Source organism: Glycocaulis abyssi, from assembly GCF_041429775.1.
GTDB lineage: Bacteria > Pseudomonadota > Alphaproteobacteria > Caulobacterales > Maricaulaceae > Glycocaulis > Glycocaulis abyssi.
Genome location: NZ_CP163421.1, coordinates 705,518 through 722,845 on the forward strand (window position 1 = coordinate 705,518; position 17,328 = coordinate 722,845).

15 protein-coding genes are annotated in these 17,328 nt (G+C 63.2%); all 15 read left to right on the forward strand.

The features are described from left to right. The first annotated feature begins 220 nt into the window (after positions 1-220). The 15 genes from dnaE to AB6B38_RS03610 all read left to right on the forward strand — a co-directional run bounded on the left by dnaE (position 221) and on the right by AB6B38_RS03610 (position 17,320). A complete protein-coding gene (gene dnaE, locus AB6B38_RS03540) occupies positions 221-3,679 on the forward strand; it encodes a DNA polymerase III subunit alpha (protein WP_371394376.1) in 3,459 nt (1,152 codons plus the stop codon). A gap of 207 nt (positions 3,680-3,886) precedes the next feature. Beyond that, positions 3,887-4,732: a 30S ribosomal protein S2 gene (gene rpsB / locus AB6B38_RS03545; RefSeq protein ID WP_371394377.1), complete on the forward strand. Its 846-nt coding sequence runs from the start codon at positions 3,887-3,889 to the stop codon at positions 4,730-4,732. 34 nt (positions 4,733-4,766) lie between these two features. Beyond that, a complete protein-coding gene (gene tsf, locus AB6B38_RS03550; RefSeq protein WP_371394378.1) occupies positions 4,767-5,708 on the forward strand; it encodes a translation elongation factor Ts in 942 nt (313 codons plus the stop codon). Positions 5,709-5,786: 78 nt separating this feature from the next. After that, positions 5,787-6,542, forward strand: coding sequence for a UMP kinase (pyrH, locus tag AB6B38_RS03555; protein ID WP_371395067.1), 756 nt, complete (start codon positions 5,787-5,789; stop codon positions 6,540-6,542). A 7-nt stretch (positions 6,543-6,549) separates the two neighbouring features. Next, positions 6,550-7,116, forward strand: a complete 567-nt coding sequence (frr, locus tag AB6B38_RS03560; protein ID WP_371394379.1) for a ribosome recycling factor — start codon at positions 6,550-6,552, stop codon at positions 7,114-7,116. 43 nt (positions 7,117-7,159) lie between these two features. Further along, positions 7,160-7,882: an isoprenyl transferase gene (locus tag AB6B38_RS03565; protein WP_371394380.1), complete on the forward strand. Its 723-nt coding sequence runs from the start codon at positions 7,160-7,162 to the stop codon at positions 7,880-7,882. Then, positions 7,879-8,706 carry a phosphatidate cytidylyltransferase gene (locus AB6B38_RS03570; RefSeq protein ID WP_371394381.1) on the forward strand — a complete coding sequence of 276 codons (828 nt, stop codon included), beginning with the start codon at positions 7,879-7,881 and terminating at the stop codon, positions 8,704-8,706. The genes AB6B38_RS03565 and AB6B38_RS03570 overlap by 4 nt, the downstream gene beginning before the upstream one ends. Then, complete coding sequence (gene dxr, locus AB6B38_RS03575; protein ID WP_371394382.1) at positions 8,707-9,906, forward strand: 1-deoxy-D-xylulose-5-phosphate reductoisomerase; 1,200 nt, start codon at positions 8,707-8,709, stop codon at positions 9,904-9,906. Between the two features lie 6 nt (positions 9,907-9,912). Then, complete coding sequence (locus AB6B38_RS03580) at positions 9,913-11,112, forward strand: RIP metalloprotease (protein ID WP_371394383.1); 1,200 nt, start codon at positions 9,913-9,915, stop codon at positions 11,110-11,112. Positions 11,113-11,146: 34 nt separating this feature from the next. Further along, positions 11,147-13,519 (forward strand): outer membrane protein assembly factor BamA, encoded by a 2,373-nt coding sequence (bamA, locus tag AB6B38_RS03585; RefSeq protein ID WP_371394384.1) that lies wholly within the window; start codon positions 11,147-11,149, stop codon positions 13,517-13,519. A 4-nt stretch (positions 13,520-13,523) separates the two neighbouring features. After that, on the forward strand, positions 13,524-14,120 hold the full coding sequence (locus AB6B38_RS03590; RefSeq protein ID WP_371394385.1) for an OmpH family outer membrane protein: 597 nt from the start codon (positions 13,524-13,526) through the stop codon (positions 14,118-14,120). Positions 14,121-14,131: 11 nt separating this feature from the next. Next, a complete protein-coding gene (lpxD, locus tag AB6B38_RS03595; RefSeq protein WP_371394387.1) occupies positions 14,132-15,187 on the forward strand; it encodes a UDP-3-O-(3-hydroxymyristoyl)glucosamine N-acyltransferase in 1,056 nt (351 codons plus the stop codon). Between the two features lie 25 nt (positions 15,188-15,212). Further along, entirely contained in the window at positions 15,213-15,680 is a 468-nt protein-coding gene (gene fabZ / locus AB6B38_RS03600; protein WP_371395068.1) for a 3-hydroxyacyl-ACP dehydratase FabZ, read from the forward strand. After that, positions 15,677-16,468, forward strand: a complete 792-nt coding sequence (gene lpxA / locus AB6B38_RS03605; RefSeq protein WP_371394389.1) for an acyl-ACP--UDP-N-acetylglucosamine O-acyltransferase — start codon at positions 15,677-15,679, stop codon at positions 16,466-16,468. The genes fabZ and lpxA overlap by 4 nt, the downstream gene beginning before the upstream one ends. 6 nt (positions 16,469-16,474) lie before the next feature. Beyond that, a complete protein-coding gene (locus AB6B38_RS03610; RefSeq protein WP_371394390.1) occupies positions 16,475-17,320 on the forward strand; it encodes an LpxI family protein in 846 nt (281 codons plus the stop codon). The last annotated feature ends 8 nt before the right edge of the window (positions 17,321-17,328 follow it).

The window sequence follows — 17,328 nt, forward strand, 5'->3', positions numbered from 1 at the left end:
GAGAACAAACAGCGAATATCATCGATATCAACAGGAGTTCTCACATGAAGCGCTTGATCGAAGAAGCCAGCACCGCCTTTGTTACGCTAGGGTTCGTGGCCGTTGTGCTGACATGGAGCACGGCGCTCATAGGCTAGGGCTGACATGGCAGGTCGGTGGCCCGTCCGAATCCGGCGAGAGTTGGCGGCTTGCCTAACGGGTGGGGCTACAGGAGACGGGTATGAACGATAGCGCATTCGTCCATCTACGCAGCCGCTCGCCCTATTCCCTGCTGGAAGGGGCGACGCGCATTCCGGAGCTGGCAAAGCTCTGCGGCGAGATGGATATGCCTGCGCTGGCGCTGACCGACAGCAATAATCTGTTCGGCGCGCTTGAGTTTTCCGAATATCTGTCCGGTGCAGGCGTGCAGCCGATCATCGGCTGCACACTGTCTGTGAAGCTGGAAGCGGAGAGGCCCGGGGAGAGAATTGTCCCCACTGGCACGCTCGTTCTGCTGGTCCAGAACGAGGCCGGTTACCGCAATCTCGTTTCGCTCTCCTCCTCCGCCTATCTCGATGTCGGCCCTGCTGACGAGCCTTCGGTGCCGCTCAGCGCGATACTGGAGCACAGCGAAGGTCTGATCTGTCTCACAGGCGGATATGACGGGGTGCTCAACCGTCTGGTTGTCTCCGGCAAGGCGCCGCGGGCCGAGGCAGTGCTGGACCGGCTTTGCGAGGCATTTTCGAGTCGGCTCTATATCGAGCTGCAGCGCCATGGACGGGCCGATGATGTGACAGCCGAGGACTGGCTGATCCCGGTTGCCTATGCGCGCGGCCTGCCGCTGGTGGCGACCAATGAGCCGTACTTTGCCACCGCCGAACGCCATGAAGCGCACGACGCACTGATGTGCATCGCTCAGTCGACCTATGTAATCGTCGATGACCGCCGCAAGGTGACGCCGGAGCACTACTTCAAGAGCGGCGCTGAAATGGCGGCGGTGTTCTCCGACCTGCCGGAGGCCATCGCGAATACGGTGGATATTGCGCGCCGCTGCGCCTACCGGCCGCGTACAGGCGATCCGGTGCTGCCACGCTTTCCGGGGCTTGAGGGGCGCACCGAGGCGGAAGAGCTCGCCGCGCGGGCGCAGGCCGGACTCAAGGCACGTCTGGAGGCGGTGGAACCGGCGGCGTCCGTGAAGGAATACGAGGACCGGCTGGCCTTCGAGCTGGGCGTGATCGAGCGGATGGGTTTCCCCGGCTACTTTCTCATCGTTGCCGACTTCATCCAGTGGTCCAAGGCGCAAGGCATTCCGGTCGGGCCGGGACGGGGCTCGGGTGCCGGTTCTGTCGTGGCCTGGGCGCTGACCATTACCGATCTCGATCCGCTGCGCTTTGGGCTTCTGTTCGAGCGTTTCCTGAACCCCGAACGCGTCTCCATGCCGGACTTCGATATCGATTTCTGTCAGGAACGCCGGGGCGAGGTCATCCGCTATGTGCAGGAGCGCTATGGCTCTGACCGCGTCGCGCAGATCATCACTTTTGGCACGCTGCAGGCGCGCGCAGTCGTGCGCGATGTCGGGCGTGTCCTGCAGATACCGTTTCCTGTCGTGGACCGGATTGCCAAGCTGGTCCCGAACAATCCGGCCCAGCCTGTCACGCTGGCCGAGGCGGTGGACACCGAACCCAAGCTGCAAGCGATGCGCCGCGAGGATGCGGCCGTTGACCGGTTGATGACCGTCGCGCTGCAGCTGGAAGGGCTCTACCGGAACGCCTCCACACACGCAGCCGGCATCGTGATCGGTGACAGGCCGCTGACCGAATTTGTGCCGCTCTACCGCGATCCGCGCTCTGATATCCCCGCCACCCAGTTCAACATGAAATGGGTGGAGCCCGCGGGCCTCGTGAAGTTCGACTTTCTGGGCCTCAAAACGCTGACTGTGATGGCGCGTGCGGTGGAGTATATCAAGGCGTCCACGGGCGAAGACATTGATCTGGATGCGGTGCCGCTCGATGACCCGGCGGCCTATGCGCTGATGGCATTGGGCAGCACGATCGGCGTGTTCCAGCTGGAAAGTTCCGGCATGCGCGACACGCTGAAAAAGGTGAAGCCGGACACGTTTGAAGACATTATCGCGCTGATCTCGCTCTATCGTCCCGGCCCGATGAAGAACATCGACATCTATGTCGAGCGCAAGTTCGGCCGGTCTGAACCTGACTTCCTCCATCCCGATCTGGAGCCTGTCCTGAAAGAGACCCACGGGGTCATCATCTATCAGGAACAGGTGATGCAGATCGCCCAGATACTCTCCGGCTACTCGCTCGGCGAGGCCGATCTTCTGCGCCGCGCCATGGGCAAGAAGAAGAAGGAGGAGATGGACAAGCAGCGAGAGCGCTTCCTCAAAGGCGCGGCCGAGCGCGGGGTTGGGGAGGAGAAAGCCTCTTACATTTTCGACCTCGTGGCCGAATTTGCCGGTTACGGCTTCAACAAATCCCACGCGGCGGCCTACGCGCTCATCGCCTATCGGACAGCCTGGCTCAAAGCACATCACCCGGTCGCGTTCATGGCCGCGCTGATGAGCCTCGACGCGGCCAATACCGACAAGCTTGCCGTGTTCTTCCAGGAGTGCCGCCATATGGGCGTTGCGGTGCTGGGGCCGGACATCAACCGCTCCCTGGCCGATTTTTCGGTCGAGGACGGCGCGGTGCGCTACGGTCTGGGCGCAGTGCGCAGTGCCGGCATGGGCGCCATGGAGGAGGTGGTGCGCGCGCGCAGTAATGGCGGCGCGTTTGCGGACCTTTATGATTTTGCCGCGCGCGTGGATGCGCGCAATATCAACAAGCGCCTGCTCGAAACGCTGGCAAGGGCAGGGGCTTTTGACAGTATCGAGCCGGACCGGGCGCGCGTCATGGCCGCTGCTGAAACGCTGTGCGCGATTGCGCAGGCCGCGCAGGCCGAACGCGATTCAGCACAAGTTTCCCTGTTTGGCGGAGGGGGCGGCGACAAGGTTGCGCTTGAACGGCCCGACCTGCCAGCAGCAGAGCCATGGGAGGCGTCGCGCCGCCTCGACGAAGAGCTGGCAGCCATCGGCTTCTACCTGTCCGGTCACCCGCTTGATGCGTTCAGCGAGGTGCTCGCCCGGCGCGGCGCGATCGGCTGGTCGGAACTGGTCCAGCGCGTCCAGGAGGGCGGGGTAAGGGCGGCGCGTATGGCCGGCATCGTCCGGCGCCGTCAGGAGAAAATCTCCCGCCGTTCCAATGAACGCTTTGCCTTCCTCACCCTGTCTGATCCCAGCGGAGAGTTCGAGGCGCTGGTGCCGCCAAAGGTGTTTGCCGAGGTGCGCGACCTGCTGGAGGCTGGGCAAGGCGTTCTCGCCACCTTCCGCGTCGAGGATCAGGATGAGCAGATACGCCTCATCATGGATGGCTGTGAGCCTCTGGAAGGGCTCCTGCGTGAGGCACAATTGCCCGGCCTGTGCGTGGAACTTGATGATGCGGCCGCGCTGGAGGGCATTCATGCCCGGCTGTCGCGCCTGGGCGAGGCTGGAGGCGAGGCGCGCGGGGTCGTGGTGCTCGATTTGCCGGTGGATGGACGCGCGCGGGCGCGCGTACGCCTGCCAGGCGGATACCGGCTTGATCCGGCCTTGCGCAGCGCGCTGAAAGAAGTGCCGGGCGTCAGCGCGGTCGAGGCGCTGGCTGTCTGACCGGCGGGCGCGGCGGCGTTCTGGCCGCTCACCGCACACGGGCGCTTGTCTGCAAGGCAAAGCACGCCTATAAGCGCGCCCGCAATCCCGCACGTGGGGCAACGGCAGGTTCGGTGTTCGGACCCGTCGATCCGGTGCCTGGCTTTTCCTGTTTTGCAGGGAGACCGGCTCCGCCCTGCGGAGGCCAACCGGAAAAGGAAAATCGATATGGCCCTTCCTGACTTCTCCATGCGTCAGCTCCTTGAAGCTGGTGCGCACTTCGGTCACCAGACCCACCGCTGGAACCCCAAGATGCGTCCGTTCATCTTCGGTGAGCGTTCCAACATCCACATTATTGACCTGTCACAGACGGTTCCGCTGCTCCACCAGGCATTGGTGAAGGTGCGCGAAGTTGCCGCCAATGGCGGCCGCGTCCTGTTTGTCGGCACCAAGCGTCAGGCGTCCGAGCCGGTCGCGCAGGCTGCACAGCGTTGCGCGCAGTACTACATGAATCATCGCTGGCTCGGCGGCACGCTGACCAACTGGCGCACGATCTCTATTTCGATCGCCCGCCTGCGTGAGCTGGAAGGCATTCTCGATCAGGATGGCGGCCCGCAGGGCCTCACCAAGAAAGAGATCCTGATGCTCACCCGCGAACGCGAGAAGCTTGAGCGCTCGCTGGGCGGAATCAAGGAAATGGGCGGCACGCCGGACCTCATCTTCGTGATCGACACCAACAAGGAAGCGATCGCGATCCAGGAAGCCCGCCGTCTGAACATTCCGGTCGTGGCCGTGGTTGATACCAATTGCGATCCCGATCCGATCGATTTCCCGATCCCCGGCAATGATGATGCGGCCCGCGCCATCGCGCTTTACTGCGACCTCGTCGCCGATGCGGTGCTGGACGGCATTTCTGACAGCCAGGCATCGCTGGGCGTCGATATGGGCGCTGCGGTAAACCCGGTTGTGGAGCCTGCGCTGGCCGAAGAATCCCCCGAGGCGCCGGCTGATGCGGCCCCCGCGGAAGGTGAGGCCGCTGCGGCCGAGCCTGCCAGCGAAGACGCCAAAGCCTAAGTCGAACGACACAAAAAATAACAGGAGACTCCCCATGGCCGAGATCACAGCCGCTCTCGTCAAGGACCTGCGCGAACGCACCGGCGCGGGCATGATGGACTGCAAGAAAGCGCTCGCCGAAACCAATGGTGACGTCGAAGCCGCCATTGACTGGCTTCGCAAGAAGGGCCTGTCCAAGGCTGCCAAGAAAGCTGACCGTGTTGCCGCTGACGGTCTGGTCGGCGTCGCGTCGGTTGATCGGGGCGACGGTATGGCGGCGGCTGCGGTCGAGGTGAATGCCGAGACCGATTTCGTCGCGCGTAACGAGCTGTTCCAGGCTGCTGTTTCCGAAATCACCACGCTGGGCATTGATGCAGGCGATGTTGATGCCCTGCGCCAGGCCAAGATGGCTTCTGGTGAAACCGTGGAAGCCAGTCTGACCAATCTGATCGCCAAGATCGGCGAGAACATGTCCCTGCGCCGTGTGTCGGCCCTGTCGGTCAATGCCGGTGTGGTGGCCAGCTATGTCCACAACGCTGCGGCCGACGGGCTTGGCAAGATCGGCGTGCTGGTGGCTCTGGAGTCCACCGGCGACAAGGCCGTGCTCGCAGAGCTCGGCCGCAAGGTGGCCATGCACGTTGCCGCCGGTTCGCCGGCTGTGGCGCTGGCGGTCGATGTGGACGAGCTGTCTGCTGACGTCATCGAGCGTGAGAAGGCCGTGTTTGCTGACCAGGCACGCCAGTCCGGCAAGCCCGAAGCCATTATCGAGAAGATGGTGGAAGGGCGCCTTCGCAAATTCTACGAGGAAGTCGTGCTGTTAAAGCAGGTCTTCGTCTTTGATCCGGATCTGACGGTTGAAGGCGCCATTGCGGCGGCGGCCAAGGATGCAGGCGCCCCCATCAAGCTCACCGGCTTTGTCCGCATGGTGCTCGGTGAAGGCGTCGAGCGCAAAGAAGAAGATTTCGCTGCCGAAGTGGCCGCGCTCGGCAAATCGTGATCTGAATACCTCCGGCGGCTGGATCATCCAGCCGCCGGAACTGCTTTCCAGAACGGAGCAACGATCCCCGTGAGCGAGATTCCCGCCGACGCCCGCCCGGTTCCCTCCGGACCCTATCGCAGGGTCCTTTTGAAGGTTTCGGGCGAAGCGTTGATGGGAAGCCAGTCCTACGGGATCGACATGGAAACGGCCGAACGCATCGCCGAGGAAGTCGGCGCTGCGGTGAAGGCCGGATATGAAATGTGTCTGGTGATTGGCGGCGGGAATATTTTCCGTGGCCTGCAGGCAGCCGCCAAGGGCATGGACCGCGCTGCGGCGGACTATATGGGCATGCTGGCGACGGTGATGAACGCGCTGGCCATGCAGACGGCGCTGGAGCGCCGGGGCGTACAGACACGTGTCCAGTCTGCCATCCCCATGACGACGGTGTGCGAGCCCTATATCCGCCGCCGGGCGGTCCGCCACATGGAAAAGGGCCGGGTGGTCATTTTCGCGGCTGGTACCGGCAATCCCTTCTTTACCACCGACACGGCGGCAGCGCTGCGCGCAGCAGAGATGGGCTGTGACGCGCTGTTCAAGGGTACCCAGGTTGACGGCGTGTATTCGGCTGATCCCAAGAAAGACCCGAAGGCCGAGCGCTATGACCAGCTGGATTACCTGGACGTGATCGCGCGCGACCTGAAGGTCATGGACGCATCAGCCGTCACGCTTATGCGCGACAACCAGATTCCCATCGTCGTGTTCGATATCCACCGTACAAACGGCCTGGCCGATGTGCTCGACGGACGGGGTGTATGCACCGTGGTCGGGCCCCGGCCGGCGATGAAACAGTGAGGACAGCATGAGCAAGGCTGGCGATTTTGATCTCAAGGACATTGAGCGCCGCATGGACGGCGCTGTGGAAGCACTGAAGAAGGAGTTCGCCGGGCTGCGAACCGGTCGCGCCAGCATTGCGCTGCTCGATCCGATCAAGATCGACGCCTATGGCAGCCCCACACCGATCAATCAGGTGGGGACGGTCTCTGTGCCGGAGCCGCGCATGCTGTCGGTCCAGGTCTGGGACAAGAATCTGGCACCGGCTGTCGACAAGGCGATCCGCAACTCATCGCTGGGTCTCAATCCGGTGGTGGAAGGCACGCTGATCCGCATTCCGATCCCGCCGCTCAACGAAGAACGCCGCGCCGAGCTTGCCAAGACAGCCGGAAGCTATGCCGAACAGGCCCGCGTGGCGGTGCGCAATGTCCGCCGTGATGGCATGGAAGCGCTCAAGCGCGCCGAGAAGGACAATCTGATCAGCGAGGATGAGCACAAGCGCTATTCCGATCAGGTCCAGAAGGCGACCGATAACAGCATCGGCTCGATTGACGAGCTCCTGAAAGCCAAGCAGGACGAAATCACGCAGGTCTGATGACCTGTTTGCTGTCTGACAGGTCCGGGGAGGACTGTTTGCGATGTCAGCTGAACCCGGCGGCCAGATCACCGTGCCGCGTCACGTGGCCGTCATCATGGACGGTAACGGGCGCTGGGCTGCGGCGCGCGGCCTGCCAAGGGCCATGGGGCATCGTCAGGGCGTAGAGGCGGTTCGCGCGCTTGTGCGTGGCTCTGCCGACCTAGGCGTTACTCATCTGACACTGTTCGGATTTTCTACCGAGAACTGGCGGCGGTCCACCGAAGAGGTGAGTACGCTTTTCGACCTGCTCAAGCAGTTTGTCGACGCGGATCTGGACGATCTGGCGAAAAATGGCGTGCGGGTGCGCATCCTGGGCAGCCGGGACGGCTTGTCCGCCGACATCCGCGAGATCATTGACCGGGCTGAGGCCCGCACTGCCGTCAATACGCGCTTCAATCTCAATGTGGCCTTCAACTATGGCGGCCGCGACGAAATCGTCCGGACGGTCAGAGCCTTGCTCGCGGAGTTTCAGGCCGGCGCCCTGCAGGGCGAGATTGACGAAAAAGCCTTCGCCGCCCGCCTGGATACCAGCGGGCTGCCCGATCCGGACCTGATTATCCGCACCAGCGGCGAAATGCGCATATCCAACTTCCTGCTCTGGCAGGGCGCGTATTCGGAGCTGGTCTTCATGGATGTGCTGTGGCCGGACTTTTCCATCGATCACATGAAAGAGGCGATTGGCATCTACCAGTCACGCAGTCGCCGGTTTGGCGGGCGCCCGTGAGTTTGTTGGCACGCCTTCCCGGACCGCGCGACCCGGTTTTCCTGCGCCGGCTGGCGTCCGCGCTGGTGCTGGCGCCGCTGGCGCTCGGCCTGGTGTGGTATGGCGGCTATCCGTTCGCGATTTTCGTGGCTGCCTTCGCCGCCGCCATGGCGTGGGAGTGGGTGCGCATGTCTGACCGCGATGCGCCGCCGCGCGCCTTCTCGATTGCCACCGGAACGGCCGTCGGCAGCGTCCTGCTGGCAGCCAGTGGCGAGTGGGCGTGGTGCGCCCTGTGGGTGCTGGCCGGTGCGGTATCAGCCTATCTCGACCGGCGCAGGCGGGGCAGGGCGTGGGAGGCTCCGCTGGGTGTGATCTATGTCGCCAGCGCGGCGAGTATTCTTGTCGGCTTGCGCGGTATGGATGGCGGGCTGGGCGCGGTCCTGTTCCTGCTGGCGGTGGTGTGGGCGGCTGACACGTTCGCCTATCTGGCGGGCACCTGGCTTGGCGGTCCGAAGCTTCTGCCCGCGGCCAGTCCCAACAAGACCTGGACCGGGCTGGTCGCCGGTGTCGGGTGCGGCGCGGCTGCCGGGGTGATTGTGGCAGGGCTGTGGGGGCTGGACCCGGCTTATGCCCTGGCCGCAGCTCTGCCGGCTGCTGGCACGGCTGTTGCGGGTGATCTGGTAATGTCACTCGCCAAGCGCCGGTTTGGCGTGAAGGATGCAGGCACGCTGATCCCCGGGCATGGCGGGGTGCTCGACCGGGTGGATGCCTTGATGCTTGCGACCGTTTTTGCCGGCCTGTTTGCAATGCTGGCTCCCGCTGGCTGGCCGGGCAGTGGTATCTAGATGACGCGCACGATCTCCATTCTGGGGGCTACGGGCTCTGTCGGGTTGGCGACGCTGGACCTGATCGGTGCCGCGCCGGAGGGCCGCTACGAGCTTGTAGCGCTCACGGCCAATACCCGCGCGCAGGAGCTGGCAGACATCGCCCTGCGCCTGCGTCCGCGCTTTACGGCACTTGGCGATGCGCGTCACGCACCTGTGCTGGAGGCGGCGCTGGCCGGTTCCGGTCTCAAATGGGGTGCAGGGCCGTCAGCCGTCGCTGAAGCCGCGTCCATGGAAGCCGACTGGACCATGGCGGCGATTGTCGGCGCGGCCGGGCTAGCGCCCACGCTGGCAGCCGTAAAACGCGGCCAGGTCGTCGCGCTGGCCAACAAGGAAGCGCTGGTGTGTGCCGGCCCGCTATTCATGGAGAGCGCACGCCGCTCAGGCGCGACGGTTCTGCCGGTCGATTCTGAACACAATGCGGTCTTTCAGGCGCTTGGCGGCAGCGATCCCGCCAATGTGCGCCGGATCATCCTGACCGCATCTGGCGGCCCGTTCCGCAATTCCAGCCTTGAGACCATGGCGCGCGCCAGCGTGCGCGACGCCGTCGCCCACCCGGTCTGGTCAATGGGTGCCAAGATCTCGGTGGATTCGGCGACGATGATGAATAAGGGCCTGGAGGTTATCGAGGCTTGCCATCTCTTCGCCCTGCCGCCGGAAAAGGTGGATGTGATCGTCCACCCTGAATCGATCCTGCACGGGCTGGTGGAGCATTATGATGGCGGGCTTCTGGCCCAGATGGGCACGCCGGACATGCGCACGCCGATAGCCCATGCGCTGGGCTGGCCGGACCGTATGGAGACCAGTGTTTCGCGTCTTGATCTGCCAGCCCTGGGCAGGCTGACCTTTGAAGCGCCTGATCCGGAGCGCTTTCCGGCGCTCGAACTGGCGCGCGATGCGTTCCGGCAGGGCGGTACCAGCCCGCTGGTACTGAACGCGGCCAACGAGATTGCGGTTGATGCCTTTCTGAATGGTCATGTCGGCTTCCTTGACATCGCCGCAATCGTTGCGGAGTCTCTGGAGCGGGGTGAGGGGGTAGCCAGAGGTTCATTGACCGATTTCGATACGGTATATGCGGCGGACGCTGCGGCACGCGAGCTGGCGGCATCGCTGGTGAAGGCGCGCGCGCAGCATAGCGCCAGCCGCGTACAGGGAGCATAAGGCAGCGTGACGGACTTGCTTGGATCGGGACTGCTCAGCGTCGCGGCCTTTGTGGCCGTGATCTCGTTTGTCGTGGTCATCCATGAGCTTGGTCACTATCTGGCAGGCCGGTATTTCGGCGTGCACGCGGAAGTGTTTTCAATCGGGTTCGGCCCGACCCTGGCCAGCTGGCATGACAGAAAAGGTACGCTCTGGCGTATCGCCGGCTTGCCGCTGGGTGGCTATGTCCGCTTTCTGGGTGATGCCGATGCAGCCAGTGCCCGCGATCTGGCAACGCTAGAGCGGCTGAAGGCCGCGCGCGCCGACGCAGGCAAGGTGTTTCATTTCAAACCGGTATGGCAGCGCGCGATCATCGTGCTGGCCGGTCCGGCGGCCAATTTTCTGCTCGCCATAGTCCTTTTTGCCGCGGTCGGCATGGCCCGCGGCGAGGCGACCATTGAGCCGCTCATCGGCGAGATCACGGCTGAAAGCCCCGCCGAAGCGGCAGGCTTCCAGACCGGCGATCTGCTGCTCACAATTGATGGTCAGCGCGTCCGCACCTTCACCGACCTTTCACAGGCGGTGATGACGCGGGCAGGACAGCCCATGCGCTTTACCGTGGAACGCGACGGCGAGGAGCTGACCCTGCACGCCACGCCGCGCCGGGAAATGCGTGCTGACGGGCTGGGCGGCACGCGCGCGTTCGGCTTTCTGGGTGTTGGCCTGTCTCCCGAAGCGCAAATCATGCAGCGCCGGTTCGGTCCCGTTGAGGCGGTAGGTCACGGCGTCACCCAGACGGGCCGCGTATTGGTAACAATTGTTGATTATCTGGCACGGCTGGTCACGTTCCAGGCGTCGCTCGAACACATAAATGGCCCGCTGGGCATCGCGACTACGGCTGGGCAGGTCGCCAACATTGCCGTCAGCGATCCGGGCGCGGAAGACGGCAGCGGCTATGATGTCGGCGTAGCGCTGATGCGTCTGGCTACCAATCTCATTCTGCTGGCCGGAATCCTGTCCGTGGCGATCGGATTGATGAATCTCCTGCCAATCCCGGTTCTAGACGGTGGCCACCTTGTGTATTACGCCTACGAAGCCGTGGCGAAACATCCACCCAGCCCCTCGGTTCAGTCGCTTGGCCTCAAGGCCGGCTTGGCGCTGATACTCGGGCTGATGGTGGTCGCCACATGGAATGATTTGAATTATCTGGCCGGCCTCTTCTCCTGATGGCTGGCGGAACGGGACCAGGGTGGTGCAGTCAATGAAGGTTTTCGTCTGGACGATAGCGGCCCTGGCGCTTCTGTGCTCGCCGCTCGCCCATGCCCAGCCGGCCCGCGAAGACGCCGCCGCTGCGGAATTGCCGGGTGCGCAGGGAAATCAGGAAGCTCCCCGGATCCTTCAGATATTTGTTGAGGGCAATCAGCGCGTCGAGGCGGATACCATCCTGTCCTACATGCTGGTTCGCCCTGGTGACGTGGCAGACCCGCGCCTGATTAACCTGTCTATCCAGACGCTGTTTGCGACCAATCTGTTTGCCGACGTCCGGGTCGCGATCGAAGAGGCCACACTGATCGTCTATGTGCGCGAGAATCCGGTCATCAACCGGGTCGTGCTGGAAGGTAACCGGGCGATCAATGACAGCCGGATTACAGACGAGATACAGCTCGGCCCGCGCGCCCTGTTCACGCGCACCCGCGTGCAGGCGGATGTTCAGCGCATCCTTGAGGTATATCGCCGGTCTGGACGTTTTGCCGTCCAGGTGAATCCACAGATCGTGGAGCTGCCGCAGAACCGCGTGGATCTGGTGTTCGAGATTTCCGAAGGGCCGACGACAGGCGTCCGGCGGATCAATTTTGTCGGCAACCGGGCCTATTCTGACCGGCGTTTGCGCGGAGAAGTCGTGACCAGCGAGTCGCGCTGGTGGCGGTTCTTCGATTCGAATGACAATTACGATCCCGACCGGCTCGAGTTTGACCGCGAGCAGTTGCGCGAATTCTATGCCGACCGGGGCTATGCCGACTTCCGCGTGAGTTCGGCTATCGCCGAGCTGGTGCCCGACCAGTCGGGATTCTACGTCACCTACACGGTCGACGAAGGGCAGGTTTACAGCTTTGGCGAGATCACGGTTACGACCGAGATTGAAGATCTCGACCCGGAATATCTGCAAGCCATCGTGTCGACCCGGCCTGATGCGCTGTATGTGGGCAGTCGTATTGAGGAGTTGGTAGACACGCTGACATTTGCTGCGGGTGCGGCGGGATATGCGTTCGTGGATGTGCGTCCGCGCGTGCGCACGAACCGCGAGACACAAACCGTAGACATCGAATACGTCATCAACCCGGCACCGCGCGTGTATATCGAGCGGATCGATATTGCGGGGAATACCCGTACGCTGGACCGCGTGATCCGGCGCGAGATGGAACTGGTCGAGGGCGACGCGTTCAACCAGGTGCTGGTCAATCTGTCACGCCAGCGCGTCCGCCGTCTGGGCTTCTTTGAAGACGTCGAGATTACACCCGTACAGGGAAGCAGCGCAGATCGCGCGCAGCTGCAGGTTGCCGTGACCGAGCAGCCGACGGGCGAGCTGGCGTTCGGCGTAGGCTACTCGTCGACCGACTCATTCCTTGTCGATTTTTCGGTGTCCGAGCGCAATCTGCGCGGCCGCGGCCAGTTCCTGCGCTTGCGCGTGTCTGAAAGCTCGCGCCGCCGTCAGATCGATATCCGCTTCACCGAGCCGCGTTTCCTGGATCGCAATCTGGCGGCGGGCTTCGACCTGTTCCAGGTCCGCTCCAACTTCTCGCGCGAAGCCTCGTTTGAGACAGAATCCACAGGTTTCAGCCTTCGTACCGGCTTCCCGCTTACAGCGTCGGTTGAGGCAGGGGTGAATTTCACGCTCCGTAACGATGAGGTGCGGACTTTCTCCGGCGTGTCGAGTGCGATTGCCCGCGCCGCCGGATCGCGCCTGACCTCTCTTGTCGGGTATTCGGTGGCCTGGAACCGGGTCAACGACTTCCAGATGCCGACAAACGGTTTCCGGCTGAGCCTGAACCAGGAATTGGCCGGTTTTGGCGGGGATGTGCGATATATCCGCACCGAAGGGCGCGGATCGATCTATCGTAACGTCTTCCGGCCGGATGTTGTTCTCAGCCTGACTGGCGAGTCAGGACTGATCGTCGGCTGGGGCGGCGATGACGTGCGCATCAATGACCGCTTCTTCAAGGGCGGCAATTCCTTCCGTGGCTTTGAAACTGCCGGCATAGGGCCGCGCGTGGTTCAGCGTAACGCAGACGGCCAGCTTGTCCGGGGTGATGCGCTGGGCGGCAATTTCTATGCTATCGGTGCGCTTGAGCTGGGCTTCCCGCTGGGCCTGCCTGAGCAGTATGGCGTCCGCGGCAGCGTGTTTACCGAGTTCGGGACGATGGGTGTTCTGCCTTCAGTTGACCAGATTGCTGACGCAGGTGGAACAACATCGCCCTTCACTATCGATGAGCTGGCACCGCGCGTGTCGGTTGGCGTCAGTATTTTCTGGGACTCGCCATTCGGCCCCGTGCGCTTCGATTTTGCCGAGGCCGTGGTTTATCAGGACTATGATCGCCGAGAGTTCTTCCGTTTCAGCACAAGCACAGGGTTCTAACATCATGACTTTCCAAGCCAGCCGGATTGCAAGCAAGCGCTTGCGTGCGTTTTTTGCCGGTATCGTTCTTGCTCTGGGCACGCTCGGCGTCGCTCACGCACAGAACATTCTGGTGATTAACGAAGAGACCATTCTGACCGAAAGCCAGGTCGGGCGGCATATTGCCGGCCAGCTGGAGGTGATCGGCCGTGAAATCCAGACCGAACTGGAGGCGGCAGCTCAGCCTCTCACGCAGGAGAACGAAGCCCTGCAGGCAGAAACGTCGGCTCTCAGCCAGGAAGCCATTCAGCAGCGCCCGGACCTTATCCAGCGCGCTCAGCAGCTGCAGCAGAACGCCCAGCAGCTTGAGCGTCTGCGCCGTTTGCGTCAGCAGGAGCTTGTGGCGACCGAGCGTCAGGCCCTCCAGCCTGTTCTGCAGGCGCTGGAAGCCGTCCTTCAGGAGGTCGTGAACGAGCGCAATGCGACTGTGCTCCTTGACCGTTCGCAGGTCGTTTTCGCGGCTGACAGCGTGGATGTGACGTCTACGGTGGTCGAGCGTCTGAACCAGCGTATCCAGACGACGCCGGTGACGCGTGTCCGCGCGCCCGAGAATGGTCAGTAGACGTTAGTCCAGTGGCCGTTGACTTCCGGTTTTATCACCGTGTCGGCGAGCTGAACGCGAAGGACATTGCCGGCGAGCTCGATGCCGAGCTCGCCGGCAATCCTGTTTGCAGCGCTGTTGATGTAGCCTCCGCCAGCGCTCCATCCCCCGGAGCGCTGGTATTCGTTGAGTCAACGAAAGCGCTGGAGGCAATTGCCTCCCACCCATGCGTCATCATCGCGTCCGCAGAAGCGCTGAAAGGCCAGAGTTTTCATCCCGGATCGGCGCTGATTACGGTTAAACACCCCAAGGCAGCCTTTGCTGTCATGGCACCACGGGTGATTGCCCCGCGCGGCAATGATTCCTCCAGCGCGATCCACCCCTCCGCTGTAATCGGGCAGGGCGCGGTTATCAGTCCCGGCGTCTATGTCGGTGCCGGTGCATCTATTGGCGAGAACTGCCATATCGGTCCGAACGCGGTCATCGGCACCGGCGTCGAGATCGGCGATGGCACACATGTTGGCGCGTGTGCTGTCATCGGATTTGCGGTGATCGGGCGCAATTGCCGGATCGGACCGGGCAGCGTGATCGGCGAGGCCGGTTTTGGCCTGGTGCCAGGCCCGCAAGGTCTTCTGGAACTTCCCCATTTCGGCCGCGTCGTGATCGGCGGCGATGTACGTATCGGCGCCAACTGCACCATAGATCGCGGGATGTTCGGCGACACCGTGCTGGGCGATGGGGTGAAGCTCGATAATCTGTGTCACATCGCGCACAATGTTCAGGTGGGCGCCCACACGTTGATGGCCGCGTTCGCGGGGGTTTCAGGCAGCGTGAATATCGGCCGCGGAGCCCAGTTCGGTGGCCGGGTCGGGGTCGTTGACCACGTCACCATTGGTGACGGGGTGCGGCTTGCGGCCAATGCCTCACCAGCCGGAGATGTGCCAGCGGGTGAAACCTGGGCCGGACAGCCTGCCCAGCCTATCCGAAGCTGGCTTCGCGAGCTTGCCGTGCTCAAACGCCTGGCGGCGCCGAAACGGCGCACGGTTGACGCTGGCCGCGCTGCAGGGCAGGACAAGGATGACGAGTGACCTTCTGGTGAGCAATGGGGTGCGCATGACCGACCTTGCCAGTGTTATCGGGCCGGATGAAATCCTGATGCGCCTGCCGCACCGGTTCCCGTTTCTGCTGGTGGATCGCGCGCATAGCTATGTCGAGGGCGAGTCCATAACCGGCATCAAATGCGTGTCAGCCGGAGAGCCCTATTTTCAGGGCCACTTCCCCGAAAATCCCGTCATGCCCGGCGTGCTGATGATAGAGGCGCTGGCACAGACAGGCGCCTTGCTGATGTCGAAAACACTCGACGCCGATATCTCCAACACCGTGATTCTGTTTATCGGCGTGGACAGGGCGCGGTTTCGCAAGCCGGTGCGTCCGGGCGATGTACTGGAGATGCCGGTCCGTGTGGTCGCCAACCGCAGAGGATTGTTCAGGTTTGAGGGCGACGCGCTGGTCAACGGGGTGAAAGTGGCCGATGCCGCGTTCTCCGCGACATCGGCGCAGCGCCAGGGAGAGGCATCGTGAGCACGTTTATCCACCCGTCCGCGATTGTCGAACCGGGAGCCGAGCTGGGCAAGGATGTCGAAATCGGACCGTTCTGCCAGATCGGTCCGAAAGTGAAGATCGGGGACCGTACACGTCTCGTCTCCCATGTCAGCGTGCGCAACCAGACGGAAATCGGTGCTGACTGCCTGGTGCACCCGTTTGCGGCGCTCGGCTCGCCGCCGCAGGATTTCAAATACAAGGGCGGCGATGTCAGCCTGGTGATCGGCGACCGCAACACGATGCGTGAGCACGTGACCATGCATCTGGGCACCGAGACCGCCCGCGGCACGACGCGCGTTGGCTCCGGGGGCTATTTCATGGTCGGTGCCCATGTCGGGCATGACTGCATCGTTGGCGATAATGTGGTGTTCGCCAACAATGCTACGCTCGGCGGCGAGGTAGTGATAGGCGATTACGTCATCATGGGCGGGCTATCAGCCATTCATCAGAAATGCCGCGTGGGCCGCTATGCGTTTGTAGGCGGCGGCGCGCCGGTGACGGGCGACATCATCCCTTATGGCATGGTCGACAATCACGGCTATCTGGCCGGGTTGAATCTGGTGGGTATGAAGCGGCGCGGCTTTTCACGCGACCTCATCCACGATCTGCGCGCCGCCTACCGGCTGGTATTTGCCGCAGAAGGCGCGTTTTCTGAACGGGTAGAGGATGCCAGCCGCCTGTTCGAGCAGCGCCCCGAAGTGATGGAAATCATCAATTTCGTGAAGGCGCCAGCAGCACGCCCGCTTTGCGGCCCCGAACAGGGCTAGGCGCTGATGGACACCAGCTGGACACGCCTTGGCCTGATCGCAGGTGGCGGTACATTGCCGCGCCTGGTGGCGCAGGCGTGTGAAGCTGACGGACGGCTTGGCTGTGTGATTGCGCTGTCCGGCTTTGCTGATCCGGCCGACTACACCGATCCGCTGGTGCGCACGATCGGCCAGTTCGGCCATGTGGTGGAAGATCTCAGGGTTGCAGGATGTGATGCGGTCTGTTTTGCCGGCATCGTGACGCGTCCTGATTTTCGCAGCTTCGTGCCGGACCTTGAGGGCGCGAAGCTTCTGCCAAAACTGCTCGCCGCTGCCGTGCGCGGCGACGACGCGCTGCTTCGCGTGGTGGTAAAGGCTTTCGAGGCACGCGGATTGAAGGTTGTGGGCGCAGACGAGTTGTCCTCCTCCCTATTGGCGCCCGCCGGAATGATTGGCGGCGATGTAGATGCCGGGCCTCACCAGCCTGACATCGCCAAGGCCATGCAGATGGCGGCCGCTATCGGGGCGCTGGATGCCGGGCAGGGCGCCGTCGTGTGCGACGGGCTGGTGCTGGCGCTGGAGGCGCAGGAAGGCACTGACGCCATGCTGGAACGCGTCGCCAGCCTGCCGGAGAATATTCGCGGCACGCGCCAGACCCCGCGCGGTGTTCTGGCCAAGCGTCCAAAACCGCAGCAGGAGCGCCGGATCGATCTTCCGGTCGTGGGGGTAGAAACGGTTGAGCGGGCGGCCGCAGCGGGGCTTGCAGGTATCGCTGTAGAGGCGGGTGCGGCGCTGATCCTGGGCAGTGACGCCGTTGACGACGCCGCGCGCCGCCACGGCATATTCGTTATCGGCGTTTCGCCGGACAGCTGAACGGACAA

What these genes read in the sequence shown, in the direction of transcription:
- dnaE (WP_371394376.1), top strand. Translation starts at nt 221, where the DNA reads ATGAACGATAGCGCATTCGTCCATCTACGCAGCCGCTCGCCCTATTCC.
- rpsB (WP_371394377.1), top strand. Translation starts at nt 3,887, where the DNA reads ATGGCCCTTCCTGACTTCTCCATGCGTCAGCTCCTTGAAGCTGGTGCG.
- tsf (WP_371394378.1), top strand. Translation starts at nt 4,767, where the DNA reads ATGGCCGAGATCACAGCCGCTCTCGTCAAGGACCTGCGCGAACGCACC.
- frr (WP_371394379.1), top strand. Translation starts at nt 6,550, where the DNA reads ATGAGCAAGGCTGGCGATTTTGATCTCAAGGACATTGAGCGCCGCATG.
- AB6B38_RS03565 (WP_371394380.1), top strand. Translation starts at nt 7,160, where the DNA reads ATGTCAGCTGAACCCGGCGGCCAGATCACCGTGCCGCGTCACGTGGCC.
- dxr (WP_371394382.1), top strand. Translation starts at nt 8,707, where the DNA reads ATGACGCGCACGATCTCCATTCTGGGGGCTACGGGCTCTGTCGGGTTG.
- bamA (WP_371394384.1), top strand. Translation starts at nt 11,147, where the DNA reads ATGAAGGTTTTCGTCTGGACGATAGCGGCCCTGGCGCTTCTGTGCTCG.
- AB6B38_RS03590 (WP_371394385.1), top strand. Translation starts at nt 13,524, where the DNA reads ATGACTTTCCAAGCCAGCCGGATTGCAAGCAAGCGCTTGCGTGCGTTT.
- fabZ (WP_371395068.1), top strand. Translation starts at nt 15,213, where the DNA reads ATGACCGACCTTGCCAGTGTTATCGGGCCGGATGAAATCCTGATGCGC.
- AB6B38_RS03610 (WP_371394390.1), top strand. Translation starts at nt 16,475, where the DNA reads ATGGACACCAGCTGGACACGCCTTGGCCTGATCGCAGGTGGCGGTACA.